This is a genomic window from Rhodococcus sp. 15-649-2-2 (assembly GCF_002258645.1).
In the GTDB taxonomy this organism is placed as follows: domain Bacteria; phylum Actinomycetota; class Actinomycetes; order Mycobacteriales; family Mycobacteriaceae; genus Rhodococcoides.
Window position 1 is genome coordinate 20,506 of record NZ_NPFM01000022.1, and the last position, 22,815, is coordinate 43,320.

22 protein-coding genes are annotated in these 22,815 nt (G+C 64.3%); 19 read left to right on the forward strand and 3 right to left on the reverse strand.

Going from position 1 to position 22,815, the window contains the following annotated elements; translation table 11 throughout:
- Positions 1 to 51 precede the first annotated feature (51 nt).
- Positions 52 to 1,644 (forward strand): 4-coumarate--CoA ligase family protein, encoded by a 1,593-nt coding sequence (locus CH305_RS14000; protein ID WP_094704014.1) that lies wholly within the window; start codon positions 52 to 54, stop codon positions 1,642 to 1,644.
- A gap of 69 nt (positions 1,645 to 1,713) precedes the next feature.
- Here the strand turns inward: CH305_RS14000 and CH305_RS14005 are convergent, their stop codons facing one another.
- The gene (locus CH305_RS14005; RefSeq protein ID WP_094704155.1) at positions 1,714 to 2,679 is read right to left on the reverse strand and encodes a glucosyl-3-phosphoglycerate synthase; all 966 of its coding nucleotides are present in this window, start codon (positions 2,677 to 2,679) and stop codon (positions 1,714 to 1,716) included.
- Positions 2,680 to 2,712: 33 nt separating this feature from the next.
- Positions 2,713 to 3,732 (reverse strand): alpha/beta hydrolase family protein, encoded by a 1,020-nt coding sequence (locus CH305_RS14010; RefSeq protein ID WP_094704015.1) that lies wholly within the window; start codon positions 3,730 to 3,732, stop codon positions 2,713 to 2,715.
- A gap of 261 nt (positions 3,733 to 3,993) precedes the next feature.
- On the opposite strand from CH305_RS14010, the gene CH305_RS14015 reads away from it, so the two are divergent.
- From CH305_RS14015 to CH305_RS14065, 11 genes are all read left to right on the forward strand, one after another.
- Positions 3,994 to 5,448 carry a condensation domain-containing protein gene (locus CH305_RS14015; protein ID WP_094704016.1) on the forward strand — a complete coding sequence of 485 codons (1,455 nt, stop codon included), beginning with the start codon at positions 3,994 to 3,996 and terminating at the stop codon, positions 5,446 to 5,448.
- Positions 5,445 to 6,896 (forward strand): MFS transporter, encoded by a 1,452-nt coding sequence (locus tag CH305_RS14020; RefSeq protein WP_080734300.1) that lies wholly within the window; start codon positions 5,445 to 5,447, stop codon positions 6,894 to 6,896. The genes CH305_RS14015 and CH305_RS14020 overlap by 4 nt, the downstream gene beginning before the upstream one ends.
- 103 nt (positions 6,897 to 6,999) lie before the next feature.
- A complete protein-coding gene (locus CH305_RS14025; RefSeq protein ID WP_032380364.1) occupies positions 7,000 to 8,208 on the forward strand; it encodes a lipase family protein in 1,209 nt (402 codons plus the stop codon).
- The gene (locus CH305_RS14030; protein WP_094704017.1) at positions 8,205 to 9,971 is read left to right on the forward strand and encodes a CocE/NonD family hydrolase; all 1,767 of its coding nucleotides are present in this window, start codon (positions 8,205 to 8,207) and stop codon (positions 9,969 to 9,971) included. Before CH305_RS14025 ends, CH305_RS14030 begins: the two co-directional genes overlap by 4 nt.
- A 53-nt stretch (positions 9,972 to 10,024) precedes the next feature.
- Positions 10,025 to 11,206, forward strand: coding sequence for a lipase family protein (locus CH305_RS14035; protein WP_080737165.1), 1,182 nt, complete (start codon positions 10,025 to 10,027; stop codon positions 11,204 to 11,206).
- Between the two features lie 137 nt (positions 11,207 to 11,343).
- Positions 11,344 to 11,898, forward strand: a complete 555-nt coding sequence (locus CH305_RS14040) for a DUF3558 domain-containing protein (RefSeq protein ID WP_094704018.1) — start codon at positions 11,344 to 11,346, stop codon at positions 11,896 to 11,898.
- Positions 11,899 to 11,917: 19 nt separating this feature from the next.
- Positions 11,918 to 12,319, forward strand: coding sequence for a hypothetical protein (locus CH305_RS14045; RefSeq protein ID WP_094704019.1), 402 nt, complete (start codon positions 11,918 to 11,920; stop codon positions 12,317 to 12,319).
- A gap of 227 nt (positions 12,320 to 12,546) precedes the next feature.
- Positions 12,547 to 13,710, forward strand: a complete 1,164-nt coding sequence (locus tag CH305_RS14050; protein ID WP_094704156.1) for a low temperature requirement protein A — start codon at positions 12,547 to 12,549, stop codon at positions 13,708 to 13,710.
- A 12-nt stretch (positions 13,711 to 13,722) separates the two neighbouring features.
- Positions 13,723 to 14,478, forward strand: a complete 756-nt coding sequence (locus tag CH305_RS14055) for a phosphoglyceromutase (RefSeq protein ID WP_032380367.1) — start codon at positions 13,723 to 13,725, stop codon at positions 14,476 to 14,478.
- A gap of 137 nt (positions 14,479 to 14,615) precedes the next feature.
- On the forward strand, positions 14,616 to 15,788 hold the full coding sequence (locus CH305_RS14060; RefSeq protein ID WP_032401855.1) for a cell wall metabolism sensor histidine kinase WalK: 1,173 nt from the start codon (positions 14,616 to 14,618) through the stop codon (positions 15,786 to 15,788).
- Positions 15,785 to 16,474 carry a response regulator transcription factor gene (locus CH305_RS14065; protein ID WP_032380369.1) on the forward strand — a complete coding sequence of 230 codons (690 nt, stop codon included), beginning with the start codon at positions 15,785 to 15,787 and terminating at the stop codon, positions 16,472 to 16,474. Before CH305_RS14060 ends, CH305_RS14065 begins: the two co-directional genes overlap by 4 nt.
- A gap of 68 nt (positions 16,475 to 16,542) precedes the next feature.
- Here CH305_RS14065 and CH305_RS14070 read toward each other — a convergent pair whose 3' ends face one another.
- Positions 16,543 to 17,295 carry a hypothetical protein gene (locus tag CH305_RS14070; RefSeq protein ID WP_052058698.1) on the reverse strand — a complete coding sequence of 251 codons (753 nt, stop codon included), beginning with the start codon at positions 17,293 to 17,295 and terminating at the stop codon, positions 16,543 to 16,545.
- Between the two features lie 78 nt (positions 17,296 to 17,373).
- On the opposite strand from CH305_RS14070, the gene CH305_RS14075 reads away from it, so the two are divergent.
- From CH305_RS14075 to CH305_RS14105, 7 genes are all read left to right on the forward strand, one after another.
- Complete coding sequence (locus CH305_RS14075; protein WP_179278289.1) at positions 17,374 to 18,327, forward strand: Ppx/GppA phosphatase family protein; 954 nt, start codon at positions 17,374 to 17,376, stop codon at positions 18,325 to 18,327.
- Positions 18,324 to 19,460, forward strand: a complete 1,137-nt coding sequence (locus tag CH305_RS14080; protein WP_032401857.1) for a hypothetical protein — start codon at positions 18,324 to 18,326, stop codon at positions 19,458 to 19,460. The genes CH305_RS14075 and CH305_RS14080 overlap by 4 nt, the downstream gene beginning before the upstream one ends.
- A 12-nt stretch (positions 19,461 to 19,472) precedes the next feature.
- On the forward strand, positions 19,473 to 20,315 hold the full coding sequence (locus CH305_RS14085; protein WP_094704021.1) for a sugar phosphate isomerase/epimerase: 843 nt from the start codon (positions 19,473 to 19,475) through the stop codon (positions 20,313 to 20,315).
- 22 nt (positions 20,316 to 20,337) lie between these two features.
- Positions 20,338 to 21,195, forward strand: a complete 858-nt coding sequence (locus CH305_RS14090; protein WP_094704022.1) for a thioesterase family protein — start codon at positions 20,338 to 20,340, stop codon at positions 21,193 to 21,195.
- Positions 21,196 to 21,213: 18 nt separating this feature from the next.
- Positions 21,214 to 22,029: a pyrroline-5-carboxylate reductase gene (proC, locus tag CH305_RS14095; RefSeq protein ID WP_032401860.1), complete on the forward strand. Its 816-nt coding sequence runs from the start codon at positions 21,214 to 21,216 to the stop codon at positions 22,027 to 22,029.
- A 126-nt stretch (positions 22,030 to 22,155) separates the two neighbouring features.
- A complete protein-coding gene (locus tag CH305_RS14100; protein ID WP_008713658.1) occupies positions 22,156 to 22,392 on the forward strand; it encodes a helix-turn-helix domain-containing protein in 237 nt (78 codons plus the stop codon).
- A gap of 219 nt (positions 22,393 to 22,611) precedes the next feature.
- The gene (locus tag CH305_RS14105; RefSeq protein ID WP_003402602.1) at positions 22,612 to 22,713 is read left to right on the forward strand and encodes a 30S ribosomal protein bS22; all 102 of its coding nucleotides are present in this window, start codon (positions 22,612 to 22,614) and stop codon (positions 22,711 to 22,713) included.
- Positions 22,714 to 22,815 lie beyond the last annotated feature (102 nt).

The window sequence follows — 22,815 nt, forward strand, 5'->3', positions numbered from 1 at the left end:
CTTTCACTGTAAGGTTCGATCATTGTTGCCGCAGTTTTTCGAAGGAGAGCCATGAGCTTCCGCAGTCCCTTTCCCGACGTCGAGATCCCGAATCTGAGCGTCTACGACTTCCTGTTCGGGTCGATCGCCGAGTCCGATCTGGACAAGCCTGCTCTCATCGACGGCACGTCGGGTGACGTCACCACTTACAAGACCCTGATCGGCCAAGTCGACGCCATTGCAGGTGCGCTCGCTGCGCGCGGGCTCGAGGTCGGTGACGTCGTCGGACTGCATTCGCCGAACGTCCCCGCGTTCGCGTCGGTGCTGCACGGCATCCTGCGCGCAGGCGGAACGGCGACGACGATCAACGCTCTGTACACGGCCGAGGACATCGCCAAGCAGCTCACCGGATCCGGCGCGAAGTTCCTGTTCACCGTCTCGCCGCTGTACCCGCAGGCGAAGGCGGCCGCGGACAAGGTCGGCATCGATGCCGATCACGTCATCGTGCTGGACGGTGCCGAGGGGCATCCGAATCTGCGCGATCTGCTGACCCAGGGCGCGCCTGCCCCCGAGGTCTCGTTCGATCCGGCCACGCATGTTGCGGTGCTGCCGTACTCCTCCGGTACGACGGGTGTGCCGAAGGGCGTCATCCTCACGCACCGCAATCTTGTCGCGAACGTCGCACAGATGGAACCGCGGGTGGGCATCGACAGCGACGACGCGATCCTGGCGCTGCTGCCGTTCTTCCACATCTACGGCCTGACGGTATTGCTCAACATCGCGCTGAAGCTGCGCGCGCACCTGGTGACGATGCCGAAGTTCGACCTCGTCGAATTCCTGCGCATCATCCAGGATCAGAAGCTGACGTACCTGTTCATCGCACCGCCGGTGGCCGTCGCGCTCGCCAAGCACCCGATGATCGACCAGTACGACCTCTCCAGCGTCCACACCATCTTCTCGGGTGCCGCACCGCTGGACGAGGAGCTCGGCAAGGCCGTCGCCAAGCGCTTGAACACGCGGGTGCGCCAGGGCTACGGCATGAGTGAGCTCAGCCCAGTCAGCCACGCCATCCCGTTCGACCGCGACGACATGCCGCTGAGCTCGGTGGGCCAGCCCCTGGCCAACACCGAGAACAAGCTCGTCGACCCGGCCACGGGCGACGAAATCGAGCTTCCCACAGAGGGATTGAGCCAGCCGGGCGAGCTGTGGGTCAAGGGACCGAACGTGATGGTCGGGTACCTGAACAACCCCTCCGCCACCGCCGAGACCCTCGACTCCGACGGTTACCTGCACACCGGTGACATCGCTGTCGCGGACCACGAAGGCGTCGTCTACATCGTCGACCGCCTCAAGGAACTGATCAAGTACAAGGGTTACCAGGTGCCGCCGGCCGAGCTCGAGGCCCTGCTGCTCACGCACGAGGAAATCGCCGACGCTGCCGTCATCGGTGTGCTCGACGACGAGGGCGAGGAAATCCCCAAGGCGTTCGTCGTGCGCCAGCAGGGTGCCACGATCGATGAGGACGGCATCATCGCGTTCGTCGCCGAGCGCGTCTCCCCGCACAAGAAGGTTCGACGCGTCGAATTCATCGACACCGTTCCGAAGTCTGCGGCAGGCAAGATTCTCCGTAAGGACTTGCGGGCGTCGGAAGCTGCAGGCAAGTAGCTCGATCTTCTGCACGACCCAGCGCACCCTCCACCGTGTTCGACGGTGGAGGGTGCGTCTGTATTCGGGTCAGGCCGGCGCGCTCATCGAGTGCCGCCGGTTGGCACGTAGGTAGTCGTCGACGGTGATCAGCGGGGGACGGTCGACCGAGGACAGCGGTGCCACACTCATCGAGACCTGAGGTCCCGTGGTCGAAAAGGTGGTGAATCCGGCGCCGGAATCGCCGAGACCGAGCCGCGAGAACATCGTGGCGATGATCTGTCGACTCATGACGGCCAACTCGGAGGTCGGCCGATTTCGATGGCGGCGCGTTCCGAGTCCGATCTGCCCGATCGTGCCCGCACCCGAGCGGTGATACGTGTCGAGCAGCAGTCCGATCTCGACGCCGTAACCGGGGGCGAAGGGCAGAGTTTCCAGCAATCGGCGAGTGGCGGCGTACTCGCCGCCCAGCGGCTGGAAGACGCCGGCCAGTTCGGGACGAAGTGCGGTCAGCAGGGGCCGCACCGTCAACTGCGTGACGCGTCCGCCACCATCCTCGTCGGTGCTGTCACCGATCGTCAGAGGGCGACGGTAGAAGCCTTTGACCAGTTCGACACCCTCGTGCATGAGCAGCGGGCCGACGAGCGACGGCACGAAGTGCGAGCCCGGATCGACCAGATCCGAGTCGACGAACACCACGATGTCACCCGAGGTGGCCGCTACTCCTCGCCACAGGACTTCTCCCTTTCCGCCGGCGACGTGAAGGGCTGGGAGCACCTCTTCCCTGGAGACGACCGTGGCCCCGGCCGCGCGCGCCCGGACAGCCGTGCGGTCGGTCGAGCCCGAATCGAGCACGACCACTTCGTCGATGAGACTTCCCAGATGGGGAGTCATCGAGGCAATCACGTCCGCGACGGTGTCTTCCTCGTCGAGGGCAGGGAGGACGACCGAGACCGTTCGGCCGCGTTTGGCCGCGATGATGTCGGCGAGCGGCCAGGGTGAACGGGCCCAGGTGGCGGCAATAGCAGGAGTGCCCATGGTGTCGGTTCGGCTCATCGAGTTTCCTTCGTCATCGCTGGAAGTCACGGCTCAGGAGGTGGTCGGCAGTCCCATCGACGGCGCGATCACCGACCACGAGTCGTGTAGGTCTTGTTGCCAATAGGCCCACGAATGGGTTCCGTTGGGTCGGAAGTTGTAGGTGGCGGGGATGTTCAACTCCTGCAGGCGCTGCTGCATCTGGTGCGAGCACGAATCGGTGGTCGCCTCGATGACGGCACCGACGGCAAGCTGCTGGGCGAGCTTGCCGTAGTCACTACCGATGCCGGGTCCGCCGGGCACATCGAACGCGCCGGGCGCTCCCGTTCCGCTCGAGATGTACACCGCGACACCACGCAGGCCTTCGGCGTTGACGTACGGGTCGTTGGCAATCCAGTCGGCACTGCCTGCAGGCCCCCACATGTTCGCGGTGGATCCACCGCCGCGCGCTTCGACCACGGATCGGACGTACATCTCGCCCACCGGGTCGCTCGTACGGGCACATCCGCTGTACGAGGCCACGGATCGGTAGACGGAGGGATGGGCGATGGCCAGCTGCAGAACCGACGTCCCGGCCATCGAGATACCGGCGACGGAATTGACGCCGTTGCTGTCGAGCAGTGAGTTCATCAACGGCGGCAGTTCGACACCGAGAAACGTGGACCACTTGTTGCGGCCCAGCACCGGGTCGTCGTGCAACCAGTCGGTGTAGTAACTTGCAGCGCCACCCCGTGGGACCACCACGTTGACGTTCTTGTCACCGAAGAAACCGGCGATGTCGGTCTGATCGAACCAGCTGCTGCCGCCGTCTCCGCCGGCTGCACCGTTGAGCAGATAGAGGGTGGGCGCACCGGGTGTCTCCGCCCGAAAGATGTCGACGACGACGTCGCGGTCCATTGCCGCGGAATGCACGTGCACGACGTCCCGGCGTTCCCCGATGCCTTCTACTCCGACGACCGACGATGCTGTCTCGGCAGATGCCACTGCTGCTGTGCCCGACGTGAGAACAAGGACGGTCGCGAGCACACTCAGGGCCGAAACGGTCGCATCACGCAGGCGGTATCGGTCGATCATCTACCGTTCCTGACATCGTGGGGGCAGCGCGGAGCCTGGTTGTCGGTCAGCGCGATGAGTGTCCGACGTTAGATCGAATGTCTGGCCCCCACCACAATCTTGACGATCCTTCAGTTCTGACACAGATATCTCGCGCATCGTTGTCGATTTTCCAAAATGCCGGGCCGTGGGGTGTTCTCCGTCTCGCTCGAATGGTGCACTGGCTCCTCCGACGCACCGCACTGTGCTGCGTCGTATCTCTCCCCTTCGAAAGGTTGTGTCGTGGTTGCATTCGGACTCATCGACGAGTGGAAGCCCGCTCCAGGACCACTCACCACGTGGTCGCCTACCGACGCCTCACGGGACGCTGCCGCAGCGGCACCCGTCCATCCGGCACGTCCGTCCCACATCCAGCAGGCGTACCTCGAGGCCGCGTTCCGAAACCGAGGATCGTCCTTTCGCTTCTCCAGACTGTGCCTCGTCACGTTCCGCATCGAAGGAAAGTTGGACAGCGCAGCAATGGGGCAAGCGTTCAATACGTTTGTCAAGCGGCATGATTCGTTCTCGAGCTGGTTCGAGACCACGTCGGTCGGATCGGTGCGCCACGTCGTCGACGTCGACGACATCGTGCTCGAGCCGACTGCCTACGGTGTGCCCTCGAGTGCCGCCGATATCCGCACGCACGTGCAGGACACCACCCCGGGGCCGGAGAGTTGGAACTGCTTCTCCTTCGGGACGATCGAGCACGACGATCATTTTGTGGTGTACGCGGCGGTCGATCACCTCGACACCGACGGCATTTCGCAGGCGCTGACGTACTACGAGTTGCGACAGCTCTATCGCAACGCGGTGACGGGGGAGTCCGATGGACTGTTCACCCCGGGCAGCTACATCGAGTACTGCCGGCGCGAGCGCAGCGAGAGCGACACCACGACTCTGGAGTCCGCGGCCGTCCGGACCTGGATCGATCTGGTCACGGACAACGGCGGCGATCTTCCGACATTCCCACTTCCGCTGGGACGCAACAGTATCGACTACACGAGGACGTCGCACAATTCGTTTCCGCTGTTCGACGGTGCGAAGGCGCAGGCCGTCGACGACGCATGTGCCGGAGTGGGAGCAAAATTCATCGGAGGCATCTTCGCCGCGGCAGCCCTGGCGGAATACGAACTGGCCGGCCGAAGCAGCTACCTGGGCCTGACGCCCAAGAGCACTCGAACTCTGCCGGGCGAATTCGCCTCGATCGGTTGGTTCTCGAGCCTCGTTCCCGTGCAGTTCGAGTTGGGCACGCAGCCGACGTTTCTCACCTTGGCAGTCCTTGCTCAGCAGGCATTCGATTCCGGGAAGCTGCTGGCGAACACGTCCTACCATCGAGTCCTCGAACTGGTCGGCCCGGAACACGGAATCACCACACAACCGGGGTGGACCGCGCCGATGATCTCGTACGTCGACGTCCGAAAGCTGCCCGGTGAAGCCGAACTCGACGCGGCCGGGGCCGGGCTGTACGGCAACCGTGGAAGCTCGGAGGAAGTCTTCATGTGGGTCAACCGATTCGAAGATCACACCGGCGTGGAATTTCTGTACCCGGGAACGGACGAGGCCGATCGCTCGATCGATCTCTACTTCGCCAAGATCTCCGAGATCTTCACTGCTGTGGTCGAATCGGGCGACTACGTACCGCAGCTCCCCGATGCGAGTACGTTCGCGCACGAGCTTCCGGACGTCAGCAGGGTATGACACGCCGACGCAGCGGCTCGTGGATGACGCTGTGCGCCTGTTTGCTGGCGGTGACGATGCAGATGATCGACGTCACGGCCGTGACCGTTGCGCTGCCCACGATCGCCCTGGACCTCGACGGGACAGGTGCACAGCAAGTCTGGGTACCAGCGGCGTATCTACTGGCATTTGCGTGCGCGCTCCTCACGATGGCGAGAGCAGGTGAGGTATTCGGGCGTAGAAACACGTTCGTCGTCGGCACTGCGATGTTCGCGTCGACGTCGGTGTTGTGTGCGTACGCGCCCACCATCGAACTACTGATCCTCTGTCGCGTCCTGCAGGGAATTGCGGGTGCCGCCATGTCCGCTCAGACCGTGGCCATCGTGACCGCAACCTACTCCGGGGCGCGGCGCACCACTGCGTTCGCCTTGTACGGCGGCACGGCAGGGCTCGCAGGTCTGGCCGGACCGGTCATCGGCGCGGTCCTGCTTCACCTCGATATCCTCGGAACAGGTTGGCGCGCAATATTTTTGATCAACGTTCCGATCTCGGTGGCGGCAATCGTCCTCGCCCGGCGGTATGTCTCCGCCGGCTCGGGGCACGTGCTGTCGGGTGGCCTGTTCGATCCGATCGGGGTTGCCCTGTGGTCGATCGGTGCTGTGTCGATCGTGTACCCCATCATGACCAGCGCGAGTCCGATGGCCGCAGTACCCGCATTCGGCATCGGCCTGGTTCTGTTGGCCGTCTTCGCGATGTGGGAACGGCGCAGGAGCGCGGCGGGTGCACACGTCATGGTCGATACCCGCATTTTCGTCGAGCGTGGGTTCACCTGTGGGTGCGTCGTCTCGGCGCTGGTGTACGGCACCTTCACTGCATTCGTTCTGACGATGTCGGTGACGCTGCAGACCGGACTGGGCGACAGCGCGTCGACGGTGGGAGTGATCACGATCCCCTTCGCCATCGGGGCTGTTGTCGCGTCGCTGGCCGCGCCGATAGCGTTCCACCGCTGGGACTCTCGCGTAGTGGCGGTAGGTGCGGCCACGATGGGAGCGGCGCTGTTCGTCCTCGGTGCCGCCGTGGATCACTTCGATCGGCCCGGCTTTCCGTGGCCGATGACCATCCCACTGGTTCTGGTCGGGGTCGGCCTGGGATCGGTGATCGCGCCGCTGCAGAGCACCATCGTCGCCGGTGTGAGCCCGGATGCCATCGGCTCCGCGTCGGGGATCCTGCCGACGGTCCAACAAGTCGGGTCGGCGGTGGGTACCGCGGCCGCCGGTGCCGTGTATTTCGCGATGCTTCCCGCGCTGCCGGTGGCGTCGGATCATCTGGCCTCGCAGCAGAACGTGCTGTTCGGACTGGCAGCGACGATGGCCGTGGCCACCGCTGTCGCGATGGCACTGCCACGAGGCGATCGAGCGGCCGCCGAATGCGTGCGAGAGCCGTTGACGGCACCCCAGCGGTCACCATGACCGGCAGGCCCCGAACGACAAATGCCGATCCGAAAATCGACCTGAGACTTCCCCGGTCCGACGAATGGCCCGGGCCCAATGAAAATCGAGAAGAGCTTTCATCATGCGCCGCACCCTCTTGACCCTGACGACCGCCGTCGGGCTGATGTCGATGCTGTTCGTCACTGCACCACACGCGTCGGCCGCGCCGACCGATCCGACACCGGTGCCCGGCACGCTCTATGCGGCTGCGGCGGACCTGACCGGTAAGAACAACGGTGACGTCGTGGCGAACAGGCGGTTCTCGAGTCCTCTGTACCCGGGTGCCGACATCTGGCAGATCCAGTATCGATCGTCCGACTCCCGAGGAGACGCGATCGCTGCTGTGACAACCGTTCTCGCGCCGGCGAACCGCGCACCCGGTGGGCCACTGCTGTCGTATCAGCCGTTCGTCAACGCGCTCGGGTTGCAGTGCGCGCCGTCGGAATCGCTGTTCGGGGCCGATCCGACGACCGGTGTTCAGGAGCGTGAATTTCTCAACCTGGCCCTGATGCGTGGCTGGTCGGTCGCAGTCCCGGACCACCTCGGTCCCAAAAGTGCTTATGGCGCAGCCAAGCTCGGCGGTCAGATCACACTCGACGGAATTCGCGCCGCGCAGCGGGTTCCCGAGCTCGGACTGTCGGCCAGTCCGGTAGGAATGGCCGGGTATTCGGGTGGTGGAATGGCGACGGCGTGGGCTGCCGCGCTCGCTCCGAGCTATGCACCCGAGCTGAACATCGTCGGTGCCGCAGCCGGAGGGGTGCCGGCCGATCTGGACAACATCGCTCGCGCGTTGGGTTTCCAGCCGCATCAGGCATTCGGGCTCGCGTTTGCCGCGGCCATCGGACTCGAACGCGAGTACCCCGACCGTCTACCGATCACGGCTCAGCTCAATCCCACCGGTCTGGCGTTGAAGGATCAGGTCTCGAATGCGTGCACACCGGTGATCCTTGCTACCGGAGCCTTCAAGAGCGCACTGGCGGTCTCGACCACTACGTCCTTGGTGGACAGTCCGGAGGCGCAGCAGATCATCGACGAAAACAGTTTGGTGAAGTATGCGGGAGTTCCCACGGCACCCACGCTGCTGTGGGGAAGCGACAACGACCCCTTGATCCCCATCGGTGCTCTGCGCGACACTGCCGCACGGTACTGCGCGAACGGGGCGACTCTGCAGTTCGACGTCGTTCATGCCCCGCAGCACATTCAGGCGGCATTCGAGGGTCTTCCCGCTGCGCTCACATTCCTGGACAACAGGTTTCGAGGTGTCGCACCGCCGACGAACTGCGTCCGATGAAGCTGTTCTCGACCGTCGTCGGTGTCACCGCGACCGCTCTGGTCGTGGCCACGGCACCCGCTCATGCAGCGGACCTTCCGGTGCTGGCCCCGCAATCGTTCGGCGACTTCTCGGTGCAGACCCGATATTTCGACGTCGCGGTTGGTCCTGAGCGGGATCAGCACTGCACTGTCGTGGGCGACATCTATGTTCCAACTGGTCTCGGACCGGACAACCGGGCTCCGGCCATCCTGACCAGCAACGGTTTCGGCGGATCCAAGGACGATCAAGCGGGCGCCGCAGCGAGATTCGCGACCCACGGCTACGTAGTTCTGTCTTACTCCGCCTTGGGTTTCGGTGGCTCGACGTGCAAGATCTATTTCGCCGATCCCGATTACGACGGTATGGCGGCGTCGGACCTCATCGGCTACCTTGCCGGCGACAGCGAAGGCGTGTTCACCGACGCCGCTCTCTCTGTCGAAGCTCCCGTTCTGGACGTCGTTCGCCTCGATGCTCCGCAGGATCCCCGCGTCGGCTATCTCGGTGGTTCCTATGCCGGTGCAACGGGATTGGCGGCAGCATCGGTGGATTCGCGACTGGATACCGTCGCGTCGATGATCACGTGGAACGATCTGGCTCGCTCGCTGGCACCGGACGGAGCCGGACGCAGGTCGGTCGGCCCCGTCAAGAGCGTGTTCGGTTCGGCTTTTCTGGCGGCCGGTGCCGTCCTGACCGGTCCCGGAGGGTACGCAGCCGATCCGGCGCGGGCACAGGGATGCCCGAACTATGCCCAATGGGTGTGCGACGCCGCGTCCGCCTTCGCTGCCAATCGCGAACCGGACCCGGGAACTCTGGCGGCGATGCGTCACGTCTCACCCGTGGACTATCTCGATCGAGTCGATGTCCCGGTTCTGCTCACGCAAGGCCAGAAGGATTCACTGTTCAGCCTCGACGAGGCAGCAGCCACGTTCGAGACTCTGCGGGCGCGCGGAGTGGAAACGTCCATGGTCTGGCACTCGTGGGGACACAACGATCGGAAGGGCTATCCGGGGGAGTTCGACATCAAGGCCCCCGATCCGTTCAATCAGCACGAAGCGGCGCTGGTGGGCAATTGGCTCGACCGACACCTCAAGGATCGTGACGTCGACCCAGGGCCGGCATTCGCCTACTTCCGAGATTGGGTGCCCTACACCGGCGTCGCGTCGCCGGCCTACGAGGAATCGGACACATTTCCTGTCGGCACCAGGCGCACATTCGACGTGGTAGACGGCACGCTGTCCGAGAATGTTGCCTCGAACAATGCATGGACACAGACGATTCGGGATGCGGGATCGCCGATGCCCACCACGCTGGGGCTTCCGAACATCGCCGCGGAGGTTCCAGTGCCTCGGGTCTCGCTACCCGGTTCGGCCGTGACCTGGACAACCGCGCCGCTGGCCGAACCGGTCGACGTCGTCGGGCCACCGGAGCTGTCCATCAGTCCCACGGTGTCCGGGCCTGCGACGGTCTTCGTCACCGTGCTCGACGTCGCACCGAACGGTGTGCGGAGTCCGATTCACGGGCTCGTCGCACCCGCCGTCCTCACCGAATCCTCCGACCCGGTGACGATCTCGCTGCCCAGCATCGTCCATCGATTCGACCGCGGCCACCGCATCGGAGTCGACATCACCGCTTCCGACCCGTCCTTCGCCGGTGGACCCGGCCCGGCGGACGTCACCTTCTCCTCGACGGATCCGATCAACCAGTTCTCTCTACCCATAGTGCCCATGAAAACAGTGCCGTGACACTTCGATTTGCTTACTCCGAAAGGCTCACCGTGATCCGAAAATTCTTTGCCCTGGGGTCCATTCTGGTGGCACTCTGCGCTTCCTTGTTCGCCACGGGGACAACAGCTTCGGCGGCTCCTGCGCCGACGATCCCCGATCCGGACGTCTTCTACGCGGCACCGGCGGACATAGCCGATCACGCGCCGGGTGACATCCTCGCCAGCCGTCGGGCCGACGCATGGATGTATCCCAACACCGATATCTGGCAACTCAAGTACCGGTCGACCAACTCCGCAGGTGCTCCCGTCGCCGCGGTGACCACCGTGCTGATGCCCCGAGGTAGAGGTGCGGGCACGCCGCTCGTGTCGTATCAGGCAGTGATCAATGCTCTGGGTGTGAAATGTGCACCGTCGCATGGTCTTTTCACGTACGAGATCGGTGAAGCTCCGAGCCTGTACCTCGGGATGGTCGCCCGCGGTTGGGCGGTTGCGGTGCCGGATTACCTCGGACCGAACGGTGCTTACGGCGCTGCCGAATACGAAGGCCGTTTGACGCTGGACGGGGTTCGCGCCGTGCAGAACTTCGAGCAGCTGCCGTTGAAGGAGAGTCCGGTCGCTCTGCTGGGCTACTCCGGCGGTGCGCTGGCAACATCGTGGGCCGGTGCCATGGCACCCACCTACGCCCCCGAGCTGAACATCGTCGCCACCGTGCAGGGCGGTATTCCTGCCGACCTCGAACTGATCGCAAAGAACCTGGGTTACAGCCCGATTCCGCACCCCGCGTTCGGAATGGCGCTGGCCGCATCGCTCGGACTCGAACGTGAATACCCGACCGAGTTCCCCGTCTCGGAGAACCTGAATGCGGCAGGCCTGGCGTTGCGAGATCAGGTGAGTAACCAGTGCAGGCGTCCGATCATCATCGGCGGAGCGTTCAAGAGCGCGCGGGATCTGTCGAACGTCGACATCGCATCGCTGCCGTCCGCGCAGGCGGTGTTGAAGAAGAACAGTCTGGTCGACTACGAAGGCGTTCCGACGGCACCGGTGTACATGTGGCAGGGAATCAACGACTTCATCACCCCGTTCGCGCCGGTGAAAGAAACCGTCGATCGCTACTGCGCAGCCGGTGCGACCGTTCAGTTCCGGGCGTACCCGTTCGCGGAGCATTTCAGCGGATCGCTCGTCGGACTGCCCGAGGCCTACGCCTACGTGGACGCACGATTCCGAGGTGAGCCGGCACCGTCGAACTGCGCCTGATTCTTGTCTCGGTAGTGACCTCACACCTCTTTTGACGACCGCAGTCGTCAGTAGGGGTGTGAGGTCGTCGTGGAACCGAGCCGACGTTCGCCGCGTCCAAGGGGTGAGGTGGGTTCGACGAGGGGAGTGGCGGCGTGATGCGGTGGTGGGTGACAGGCGTGGTCGGGGTGATGGTTCTGGTCGCCGGATGTGGCAATTCGACGTCGGGAGCGCCGGTGGCGGATTCGCCGACGTCGGTGGTTGCTGCGCCTGTGTCGAGTGAGCCGTGGGATCCATGCACCATCCCGAACAGTGCCATCGTGGCCGCGGGATTGGATGTGGGGAGCAAGAGCACGAACCTGTTCGGGGATGCGCCGCTGTCCAACGACTGGAAGACGTGTATCTGGACGGACCCTGATCCTGGGTCGTGGTACTTCCTGGGCGTGTTTTCCTCGGCTCACAACCTCGGGTATGTAGAAGCGAACGACCAGTTCGGCAGCTTCACTGGTGCTGACGAAGACGGTTTCGTGCAATTTCGACGTACCGCGAAGTACGACGAGGTCAGTTGCGGCATCGCTTACGAAGTTACCGGGGGAATCGTGTACTTCATTCTCGACGGAAGGGCTGGGCGCGAGCCGATGGGTGATCCGTGTTCGGAAATCGGTCGGGTCACGAAATCGTTGCAGACCAGCCTGCCTACGCGGGCACGGTAGACAGAAAGGCTGCGGTTCGATGGCTTCTGGAAACGGCAATCTGTTCGAGTCGATGCAGTATTGGCGGGACCTCTCGGAGCGCGCTGAGGCAGGGTTGATGGAAATTCCTGCGGGCGTTGCATCTCGGTGCGACCAGGTCTGCGCGGACTACATCGACCACCTGGCAGGAATGCTGGGAAAAACGAAATTTCTTGTCGATCTGGACGCATATGGCACCCTTCCGTCGGCTCGATTGTTGGGTGCGAAGTTCAAGCGACTGGCCGATGGCGAACAAGGGTCGGCGGCTGCTGTGATCAGGCAGCACATCGAGGTCATCGAAGTGATGCGCTCGGTGTTTCGTCGCTATTTCGTCGACACCGAAGCGGTCGATCAGAGTGTGGGAGCTCGGATCGGCGGTATCGGAGCGGGTCTGGGGGAGTAGGTCCGCAACCTCACACCCTTTCTCTCGACCTCGCACCCCGGCTGTGCCCTGAATCCCGGCGCGCGGTCGGCAAAAAGGGTGTGAGGTCTCGCAAATAGTCGCGCCGTACCGTTGAACATGCCCGAAATGTCCGTAAAGGCAACCACAGCAACACAATCGAGACAACGTTCGCGAATGGGATGACTTAGTCTGCGAGCGTGAATCTCTCCACTGCACGTCTGGTGCCGATGCGACCGCGTGATCCCCAGGAGCCGCACCGGGCCGCGAGTCCGCTCGAATTGTTCTTCGACCTCGTGTTCGTGGTGGCCGTGAGTATCGCGGCAGTGCAGCTCCACCATGCACTCACCGAGAACCACCTTGCCGACGGTCTTCTGAGCTATGCGCTCGTGTTCTTCGCGATCTGGTGGGCATGGATGAACTTCACCTGGTTCGCCACGTCGTTCGACACCGACGACTGGCTGTATCGCGCGTTGACCGTCGTGCAGATGGCCGGCGTACTGGTGCTCGCCGCGGGGATCGAATCGGCGTTCGTGGACAAGAATTTCGCGATCGTGGTACTCGGCTACGTCGTGATGCGCGTGGCGATGGTGACCCAGTGGGTTCGAGCATCTCGGTCGAGTGAGTACAAGAAGACCGCACTGTCGTACGCGATAGGCATTGCGGGAGTGCAGGTTCTGTGGATTCTCTGGATGGTGCTGCTCGACGGTACGGCCGCTGTCATCATGTTCTTCGTGCTGGCGGCTGCCGAGATGTCGGTTCCGGTGATCGCCGAACGCAGCGGCTCGACGCCGTGGCATCCGCATCACATCACCGAGCGCTACGGGCTGTTCACGCTGATACTGCTCGGCGAAAGTCTGCTCGCATCGGCCAACGCCATCATCGAGGCGCTGCACGACGAGACTGCCCTGGCACCGTTGATCTCCATTTCCGTCCTCACACTCGTCGTCACCGCGAGTCTGTGGTGGATCTACTTCTGGCCGCCGCATCACCGGGCAATCGGAAAGTTCGGCAACTCGCTGATCTACGGCTACGCGCACTACTTCATCTTTGCGGCCGCCGGCGCGTTCTCGGCCGGCATCGAGGTCGAGATCGACGTGCTCACCGAACACAGCAAGCTCGGCGACGTCGCCGCGTCGTTCACCGTCACGGTGCCGATTGCGATATTCGTCCTCGGAGTGTGGCTGATCGCGATTCGTTCCAACGCGGATCGCGTCGTCAACATCGCGGTTCCGGTGGGCGCCCTACTCGTGTTGTTCGACCCGATCATTCCCATCCCGATCACCCTCACCGCCGCGGTCATGATCGTCGTCGTCGGCGTGCTCGTCGCACGCGGGCCACGACCCCCAGCGCTAGGTCGTTCCGCAGGCTCCACTCCCCAGCGTCCCGCATGAGAAACTGACCACATGAGTATCGGAACCCTGATTCTGCTCCGTCACGGCGAGAGCGAATGGAACGCGTCCAATCAGTTCACCGGTTGGGTCGACGTGCGACTGACCGAGAAGGGTGAGGCCGAGGGCAAGCGTGCCGGTCAGCTCCTTGCCGAGGCCGGAGTGCTGCCCGACCTGCTCTACACCTCGCTGCTGCGTCGCGCGATCAGCACCGCCAACCTCGCGCTCGACGCGGCCGACCGCCACTGGATTCCTGTCGTTCGCGACTGGCGACTGAACGAGCGGCACTACGGCGCGCTGCAGGGCTTGAACAAGGCCGAGACCAAGGACAAGTACGGCAACGAGCAGTTCATGCTGTGGCGTCGTAGCTACGACACCCCGCCGCCCGCCATCGAGGTCGGCAGCGAGTTCAGCCAGGATGCCGATCCCCGCTACGCCGATCTGGACAGCGTTCCGCTGACCGAATGCCTCGCAGATGTGGTCGAGCGGCTGATCCCGTACTTCGAGGAGACCATCGTCGCCGACCTGAAGGCAGGCAAGACCGTGCTCGTCGCCGCGCACGGCAACTCGCTGCGTGCGCTCGTGAAGTACCTCGACGAGATCTCCGACGCGGATATCGCCGAACTGAACATTCCCACCGGTATCCCGTTGCAGTACGACCTCACCGAGGTCGACGGCAAATTGAAGCCCACCAACCCCGGCGGCACCTACCTCGATCCGGAAGCAGCGGCCGCGGGTGCCGCCGCCGTGGCAAATCAGGGCGGTAAGTAACTCCATCGCGCACAAACCGGCAGTTTGTCGAAACTGCAGGTGAACGAACGAAGAACACTGCCGACGAGGACTATGACGACCAGGGAAATGCCTGCACCCTGCGTATGTGAGCTGTCCATCGAACGTACGATTCCGGTGTGAGTGTTGCATCGGCCGTACTACTGGCAATTGCCGCGGCCTTCGTGGGATACCTCGTCGGCGGTGTTCTCATCCCGTACCTCAACACTCGACACTCGGAGCGTCGCCGCGCCACGTCCGGCCTGACGATGTCGCAGGTACTGGACCTGATCGTGCTCGCGTCGGAGAGCGGCATCGCCGTCGTCGATCAGTTTCACGACGTCGTGCTGTCGAATCCACGGGCCGAGGAGCTCGGTTTGGTGCGTAACCGTTCGATCGACGAGCGCGCCTGGGCTGCGGCGACGAAAGTACTGTCCGACGGCCATCCCGTCGAAGTCGATCTCAGCTCCAAGGCTCCGCGACCGGGCCGCGACAAGATCGCCGTCCGATGCGTCGCGCGCCTGCTCAGCAAGGAAGACAAGCGCTTCGTCGTGCTCTTCGCCGACGACGATTCCGAGCAGGTGCGGATGGAAGCGACGCGTCGCGACTTCGTGGCCAACGTCAGTCACGAACTCAAGACACCCGTCGGTGCGATGAGCCTGCTGGCCGAGGCGCTGCTCGAGTCCGCGGACGATCCGGATTCCGTTCGGCATTTCGGCGGCAAGGTCGTCGCCGAATCCAAACGTCTGGGCAACATGGTGACCGAGCTGATCGCGCTCTCGCGATTGCAAGGGGCCGAGAAGCTACCCGACCTCGAGGTCGTCGACGTCGACACCGTCGTCAACGAGGCGATGGACCGCTCCAAGCTCGCCGCCGAGAACGCCGGCATTTCCGTCACCACCGATCACCCGAGCGGACTCGAAGTACTCGGCGACCAAGCTCTACTGGTGACGGCGCTCGCCAACCTCATCCAGAACGCGATCGCGTACTCGTCCAACGGATCGCCCGTCTCGGTCAGCCGGGCACTACGCGGCTCGCAGGTCGCATTCGCGGTCACCGACCGAGGCATCGGCATCGCCAAAGGCGACCAGGAACGCGTCTTCGAACGATTCTTCCGCGTCGACAAAGCTCGGTCGCGGGCCACCGGCGGCACAGGCCTCGGCCTGGCCATCGCCAAACACGTCGCAGCCAACCACAACGGCAGCATCTCGTTGTGGAGCAAGCTGGGCACCGGATCCACCTTCACCCTCCAGATCCCCGCGTACTTCGAAGAAGAAGACGACGCTGCGGTTACAGAAAGAGAGAATCAGTGACCAACGTCCTGATCGTGGAAGACGAAGAGTCGTTGGCCGATCCACTGGCCTTCCTGCTCCGCAAAGAAGGGTTCGAGGCCACCGTCGTGGGCGACGGACCGTCGGCTCTGGCCGAGTTCGATCGCGCCGGAGCGGACATCGTGCTGCTCGATCTCATGCTCCCCGGGATGAGCGGCACCGACGTGTGCAAGCAATTGCGTTCGCGCTCAGGTGTTCCCGTCATCATGGTGACCGCACGCGACAGCGAGATCGACAAGGTGGTCGGCCTCGAACTGGGAGCAGACGACTACGTCACCAAGCCCTATTCGGCACGCGAGCTCATCGCCCGCATCCGCGCGGTACTGCGTCGGGGCTCCGACGCCGAGGTCGACGGCGGAGTCGACACCGGAGTGCTCGAGGCCGGCCCGGTGCGCATGGACGTCGAACGCCATGTGGTGATGGTGGGATCCGAGCAGATCACGTTGCCGCTCAAGGAATTCGACCTGCTCGAGTACCTGCTGCGCAATTCCGGTCGAGTGCTCACCCGCGGACAGTTGATCGACCGGGTGTGGGGAGCCGACTACGTGGGCGACACCAAGACACTGGACGTGCACGTGAAGCGATTGCGCTCCAAGATCGAGGCGGACCCGGCCAAGCCGGAACACCTCGTGACCGTGCGCGGGTTGGGTTACAAGCTCGAGGGGTAGTGCCTGCGGCATGTGCGCGGAAACTCGTAGTGGGCTACGAGGTTCCGCTCACATGCGGCGCAGCAGCTCTATCGACGCTGAGCCTCACGAGTGGCCGGGTGTACGGCGATCAGACCAAGGCCACGGCGACGCTTGCACAGTGACGCCAATTCGTCGTACGCGGCTTTGCCGAGCAGCTCGGTCAATTCGGGCTTGTAGGACTCGAACACCTGCTTCGCGCCGACGTGGGCGTCGGGTGAGCCGGAGCAGTACCAGTGCAGATCGAGACCGCCTTCGCCCCAGCCGCGGCGGTCGTATTCGCCGATGGTGGTCTTGAGAATCTCCGAGCCGTCCGGCCGCGTCACCCAGTCCTGGGTGCGCCGGATCGGCAGCTGCCAGCACACATCGGGCTTGACCTCGAGCGGCTCGATGCCCTTGCGCAGCGCCATCGAGTGCAGCGCGCACCCGATGCCGCCCTCGAAGCCGGGACGGTTCTGGAAGATGCACGCACCCTTGTAGCGGCGCGTACGCAGCGACTGCTCGTCGTCGAGATCGTCGTATTCGACGTATCCCTTCTTGCCCAGACCCTTGTCCATGAGCTGCCAGTCCTGCGGGGTGAGCAACTTCACCGACTCGTCGAGCTTGCGCTTGTCGTCGTCGTCGGACAGGAATGCGCCGTGCGAGCAGCACCCGTCGTCGGGCCTGCCCTCGACGGTTCCCTGGCATGCCGGAGTGCCGAAGACGCAGGTCCAGTTGGACAGGAGCCACGTCAGATCGGCGGCGATGAGGTGTTCCGAATTGTCTGGATCTGGGAATTCGACCCATTCTCGTGGGAAATCCATCTCGACCTCTGCAGCGAACGGTGGCTGCTCACGACCTGCTGTCACAAACGACGACGCTAGACCCAGTACCGTGGACCTGTGCGATTAGGGGTGCTCGACGTCGGTAGCAACACGGTGCATCTACTTGTCGTGGACGCCCACCGCGGCGCTCACCCCACCCCGATGAGCTCGAGCAAAGCAACGTTGCGCCTCTCCGAGAACACCGATGCGCACGGAAACATCACCCCTGCGGGCGCGGATCGCCTCGTGAACGAGGTTCGTGAGTTCGCAGCCATCGCGAAACGTTCGGGTTGCAGTGAACTGATGGCATTTGCCACCTCGGCGGTGCGTGACGCTTACAACTCGGAGGACGTGCTCGCTCGAGTACTCACCGAAACCGGAGTTTCTCTGCAGACATTGTCCGGCGTCGACGAGGCGCGGCTGACATTTCTCGCGGTTCGACGCTGGTACGGCTGGAGCGCCGGGCGCATCCTCGGACTCGACATCGGCGGCGGATCGCTCGAACTGGCCAGCGGAAGCGACGAGAATCCGGACGTCGCATTCTCCCTGCAACTCGGTGCCGGTCGCCTCACCCGCGATTGGCTCGACGAGGATCCACCGGGCAAGCGTCGTATCGCGGTTCTCCGGGATTGGCTGGATGCGGAATTGGCGACCCCCGCCAAGGAGTTGCTCGCGGCCGGCGACGCCGACCGGGCCGTGGGAACGTCGAAGACATTCCGTTCGTTGGCTCGCTTGACCGGTGCCGCGCCCTCCGCGGCCGGTCCCAGAGTGACGCGGACGCTCACTGCGAGCGGCTTGAGGCAACTCATAGCCTTCATATCGCGGATGACGGCCGCCGACCGTGCAGAATTGGAAGGCGTCAGCGCCGACAGGTCGCCACAACTGGTGGCCGGGGCATTGGTAGCGGAGGCGAGCATGCGGGCATTGTCGGTGGAGTCACTCGAGATCTGCCCGTGGGCGCTGAGGGAAGGTTTGATTTTGAGGAAGCTGGACACCGAAACCGACGGCGATCTGGTGGGGAGTTCGAGATGAGCGAGAACAATCCAGAAGACACCGGGCAGATCTCGGTTGCCGAGCTGTTGGCCCGAAACGGCCAGCAGACGAACCTGAGCACCGGTGGACGCCGTCGCCGAGGCGTCAAGGGCGGTATCTCCGTCGCCGAGCTCACCGGTGAAATCCCGGTCGTCCGGGACGAGCCGGGCAGCCGTAGCGCCCCGGTGGTCGACGCGCCCGCCCCGCCTCCGGCCGACCGTGACACGCCGGCCACCGGCCGAGTCGAGGCCGACGACGATCGCGTGACGCCCGACGACGCGCCCGCATTCCTGTCCTCGCGGCCACAACCGGCCCGGCCGCAGAGCGCTCGCCCGACCGCGTTCCAGCCGGTGGCCAGGCGCGAGAAGCAGCAGCCCGAGCCCGAACTGCTGTCCGGCTCCACCACGGTGGCCGGTGACCTGCTCAACCGGTCGCACGACGACACCGAGCGCGGTCATCGTCCGGCTGCGCCGACGACGCCACCGGATCGTCAGCCGTATGGATCCACCGCGGCCGAACAGGGGCGGAACCGCAAGCCCGCAGGATTCACCGCGCCGCGCCAGGTCGAGGTGGCCGAGCCGAACACCGACGTCACTCCGCGAGCAGCGGTGATCGACGTCGACGACGTCGCCAAAACCGCGGTGTCTGCGCGCATTGCGCGCCCGGACGACACGGAATCCACCCCGACGGGCAAGGTCGCTTCGACCGAGGAACCTGCGACATCCGCTCCCACAAAGGCCGTCGATCTCGTCGAGCCGGATGCAGAGCGCGACGCCGAGGACAACACTGCTGCGGCACCGGAAACCGAGACCGACGCGAGCCCCGCGACCCGATCCGGCCGCCGTGCTTCGGCCGCCAAGGGCAAGGGCGGTGCCGTTCGGCAGTGGCTCGTGCTCGTGGGTCAGGCAGTGGTGGCCGTCGTCGTCGGCGCATTGCTGTTCAAGGGCTTCGAGCAACTGTGGGACGTGTTGCCATGGGTCGCCCTGGTGCTGTCGGTGCTGGTGATCGTCGGTCTCGTGGCAGTGGTGAGAATTCTCCGGCGCACCGATGATCTGATATCGATCGTCATCGCGATCGCCGTGGGTGTGTTCGTGACGCTCGGTCCGCTCGCCTTCCAGCTCAGTACCGGCTGAGCTGGAACCACGATGGCTGCGCAGCGAATACACGTCGGGCTGTCCACGGCATCGGTGTACCCGCAGAACACGGAGGCGGCGTTTCGTTACGCAGCCGAACTCGGGTACGACGGCGTGGAACTGATGGTGTGGGCCGAGTCGGTCAGCCAGGACGTCGACGCGGTGGCCGCGCTCTCTCGGGAGTACTCGATGCCGGTTCAGGCCATCCATGCGCCGTGTCTGCTGATCTCGCAGCGGGTGTGGGGATCGGATCCGATTGCCAAACTGGCCCGATCGGTCGAGGTGGCCGAGAAACTCGGGTCGGCTACGGTCGTCGTGCATCCGCCGTTCCGCTGGCAACGCAAGTACAGCGAGGGCTTCGCCGATCAGGTAGCGGAACTGGAAGCGAACTCGCACGTGGTGGTTGCAGTCGAGAACATGTTTCCGATGCGTGCCGACAGGTTCTTCGGACGCAAGGAGAAATCGGCGCAGCGACTGGAACGACGAGGCGGCCCGGGCGCCGCCCTGTCGGCGTTCTCCCCGTCGTACGACCCGACGGACGTCGGCCACGGTCATTACACCCTCGACCTCTCGCATACGGCCACCGCGGGCTCCGACGCCCTCGAGATGCTCGATCGGATGGGCGAGGGCATCGCGCACCTGCATTTGGCCGACGGCCGAGGCGCGTCCGTCGACGAGCATCTGATCCCCGGGCACGGCAGTCAGCCGTGCGTGGAGGTGTGCACCGAACTGGTGCGCCGCGGCTTCGACGGTCAGGCAGTGATCGAGATCAACACGCAGAACGCGCGGACGGTGCCCGAGCGTTCGTCCATGCTCGACCAAGCCCTGCAGTTCGCCCGCGCACACCTGTCCTGAGGCCGCCGGTAAGTTGTCGGGAATGAGTTCTGCCAGCCCCTTCAAGGCCGCCACCACCCTGACCGCGCTCGAGGTCGCCGCCGACACTGCGTCGTTCGCGGGCGCGATCGACTCCACCTGGACCATCGGTCCGAAGGTGCACGGCGGCGCGATGCTCGCCGTCTGCGCGGCAGCAGCGCGCAGGCATATCGTCCTGACCGACCCGGTGCAGGCCGAGATTCAGCCGCTCGCGGTGAGCGTCAGCTACCTGGCCGCTCCCGATCCCGGCGAGGTTGCGCTGTCGACAGTGGTGCGTAAACGTGGTCGGCAGGTCTCCCACGTCGACGTCGAACTCACCCAGGCCGGACGCGTTGCCGTGCGGGCGGTGGTGACCCTGGGTCGTCCCGACTCCGACGAACCCCACCACGAGACGCCGACGTCGCTGGCGTCGATGGCCGTCGAACCTCCCGCCGAGACGCTCGCGGTGGCTGGGGATCATCCGATGGCGTCCATCGTGCACGTCGCGAAGGGCTGCGAGATGCGTATCGACGAGTCCTCGGCGTCGTTCCTGACCGGCGCGCAGGGCGAGGCGGAGATCAGATTGTGGGTGCGTCCCTTCGCGGGCGACGAGGCCGACATCGACACCGCGGTGTTGTTCGCATTGATGACCGGAGACATCTCGGCTCCGGTGACCATGAACCGCGGAATGTTCGGTTGGGCACCGACCGTGCAGTTGACGACCTACCTGCGGCGCCGTCCGGCACCGGGGTGGCTGCGCGTGGCGGCGACCAGCACCGTCATCGGCAGCACCTGGTTCGAGGAGGACCACGTGGTGCTGGATTCGACCGGTGCCGTCGTGGTGCAGAGCAGACAGTTGGCGATGGTGCCGCGCTCGAACTGACATGGCAGGCTTGGCCGCATGACGAGAATTGCAGTGATCGGCGGCGGACGGATCGGCGAGGCGTTGATTGCGGGACTCCTCGAGTCCGGCCACGCAGTGCGCGATCTGGTGGTCGCCGAGAAGTCAGAGGCCCGTGCGAAGGAGATCGCGAAGGAATTCGGTGTCCTGACCACCACCGTCGGCGACGCGTCCGAGGGGGCCGACGTGATCGTGCTGGCGGTCAAGCCGGCCGACGTCGACACCGCACTGACCGAGATCACCAAGATCGAGCTCGACGGTGATCGGGAACAACTCATCGTCTCACTGGCCGCAGGCGTTCCCACCGCGAAGTTCGAGCCCAAGCTCCCCGCCGGTTTCCCTGTCGTTCGGGTCATGCCCAACACCCCGATGCTGGTGGGGGAGGGTGTCAGTGTGTTGGCTCCGGGCAAGTACGCCCGCGCCGAGCATCTCGAACTGGTGCGTTCCATCCTCTCGGCCGTCGGCAAGGTCGTGGTGGTCAAGGAACATCAGCTCGACGCCGTGACGGCCGTATCCGGGTCGGGTCCGGCCTATTTCTTCCTGGTGGCCGAGGCCATGATCGACGCGGGAGTGGGTCTGGGACTGACGCGCGACGTGGCGTCTGCGCTCGTGATTCAGACGATGGTGGGGGCCGGGGCGATGCTTGATCGCTCCGACGAGAGTGCGAACGAGCTCAGATACGCCGTGACCTCGCCGGGCGGTACGACGGCCGCAGCAGTGCGAGAATTGGAACGAAATGGCCTCCGAGCAGCGTTTTTCGATGCTCTCGGTGCCGCGAATGCCCGATCCATTGAGATGGGCATCACAGCAGATTGAAAAATCTTTTCCCCACTCCCGTCGCAGTAACCCCATCTGTCCCTATAGGCTCGGGGCAGCACGTGCGTGTCTGTTCGGCAGGAGGGGAAGCCTGCCGCATGAGACGTGCCGGAGGTATGTGGATTGATGGCGTCTATAAACAAGCCGTCCAAGGGTTCGTCCCCGGATGGTCAACCGGCTCTGGCCGGAACGCAGTTCCTCACTGTCGCTGAAGTGGCGACGCTGATGAGGGTTTCGAAAATGACCGTGTACCGGCTGGTACACGGCGGAGAATTGCCCGCTGTACGAGTGGGTCGATCTTTTCGTGTGCACGCCAAGGCGGTTCACGACTATCTCGAGACCTCGTACTTCGACGCAGGCTAGTAGTGCACGCGGGGCCGGTTTCGTAAGTGCCGGTTCGGACCGGTAGGATTGGCGCTCGTCGTGCCAGCCAGCCGGTGTGCAGCCGTGGGCGAGTACGTGGCCCCAGCGCCAGCTCGGTGACCAAGGCTTTTGGCTCGAAGCCCTCAGGGCTTGGTTGTCAGGTAGGCGTACGCAAACGGCGTGCGCGAAAACGCTAGAGAAGAACGTGAGGACACCCGCATGGGTTCAGTGATCAAGAAGCGTCGCAAGCGCATGTCGAAGAAGAAGCACCGCAAGCTGCTTCGTCGTACCCGCGTGCAGCGCAGGAAACTCGGCAAGTAGTTCTGCCGGCATAGCTTTCACCAGGAGGCCCGTCACCATCGGTGGCGGGCCTCCTGGCGTTCGAACGTTGGCTTCGCTTCTCACCCTCGCGTCTGCCCACCG

Bases quoted from the DNA above. Each gene is read 5' to 3' on its own strand.
- CH305_RS14000 (WP_094704014.1), top strand. From the start codon at position 52: ATGAGCTTCCGCAGTCCCTTTCCCGACGTCGAGATCCCGAATCTGAGC.
- CH305_RS14005 (WP_094704155.1), bottom strand. From the start codon at position 2,679: ATGAGCCGAACCGACACCATGGGCACTCCTGCTATTGCCGCCACCTGG.
- CH305_RS14010 (WP_094704015.1), bottom strand. From the start codon at position 3,732: ATGATCGACCGATACCGCCTGCGTGATGCGACCGTTTCGGCCCTGAGT.
- CH305_RS14020 (WP_080734300.1), top strand. From the start codon at position 5,445: ATGACACGCCGACGCAGCGGCTCGTGGATGACGCTGTGCGCCTGTTTG.
- CH305_RS14025 (WP_032380364.1), top strand. From the start codon at position 7,000: ATGCGCCGCACCCTCTTGACCCTGACGACCGCCGTCGGGCTGATGTCG.
- CH305_RS14030 (WP_094704017.1), top strand. From the start codon at position 8,205: ATGAAGCTGTTCTCGACCGTCGTCGGTGTCACCGCGACCGCTCTGGTC.
- CH305_RS14040 (WP_094704018.1), top strand. From the start codon at position 11,344: ATGCGGTGGTGGGTGACAGGCGTGGTCGGGGTGATGGTTCTGGTCGCC.
- CH305_RS14045 (WP_094704019.1), top strand. From the start codon at position 11,918: ATGGCTTCTGGAAACGGCAATCTGTTCGAGTCGATGCAGTATTGGCGG.
- CH305_RS14050 (WP_094704156.1), top strand. From the start codon at position 12,547: ATGCGACCGCGTGATCCCCAGGAGCCGCACCGGGCCGCGAGTCCGCTC.
- CH305_RS14055 (WP_032380367.1), top strand. From the start codon at position 13,723: ATGAGTATCGGAACCCTGATTCTGCTCCGTCACGGCGAGAGCGAATGG.
- CH305_RS14070 (WP_052058698.1), bottom strand. From the start codon at position 17,295: ATGGATTTCCCACGAGAATGGGTCGAATTCCCAGATCCAGACAATTCG.
- CH305_RS14080 (WP_032401857.1), top strand. From the start codon at position 18,324: ATGAGCGAGAACAATCCAGAAGACACCGGGCAGATCTCGGTTGCCGAG.
- CH305_RS14085 (WP_094704021.1), top strand. From the start codon at position 19,473: ATGGCTGCGCAGCGAATACACGTCGGGCTGTCCACGGCATCGGTGTAC.
- CH305_RS14090 (WP_094704022.1), top strand. From the start codon at position 20,338: ATGAGTTCTGCCAGCCCCTTCAAGGCCGCCACCACCCTGACCGCGCTC.
- proC (WP_032401860.1), top strand. From the start codon at position 21,214: ATGACGAGAATTGCAGTGATCGGCGGCGGACGGATCGGCGAGGCGTTG.
- CH305_RS14100 (WP_008713658.1), top strand. From the start codon at position 22,156: ATGGCGTCTATAAACAAGCCGTCCAAGGGTTCGTCCCCGGATGGTCAA.
- CH305_RS14105 (WP_003402602.1), top strand. From the start codon at position 22,612: ATGGGTTCAGTGATCAAGAAGCGTCGCAAGCGCATGTCGAAGAAGAAG.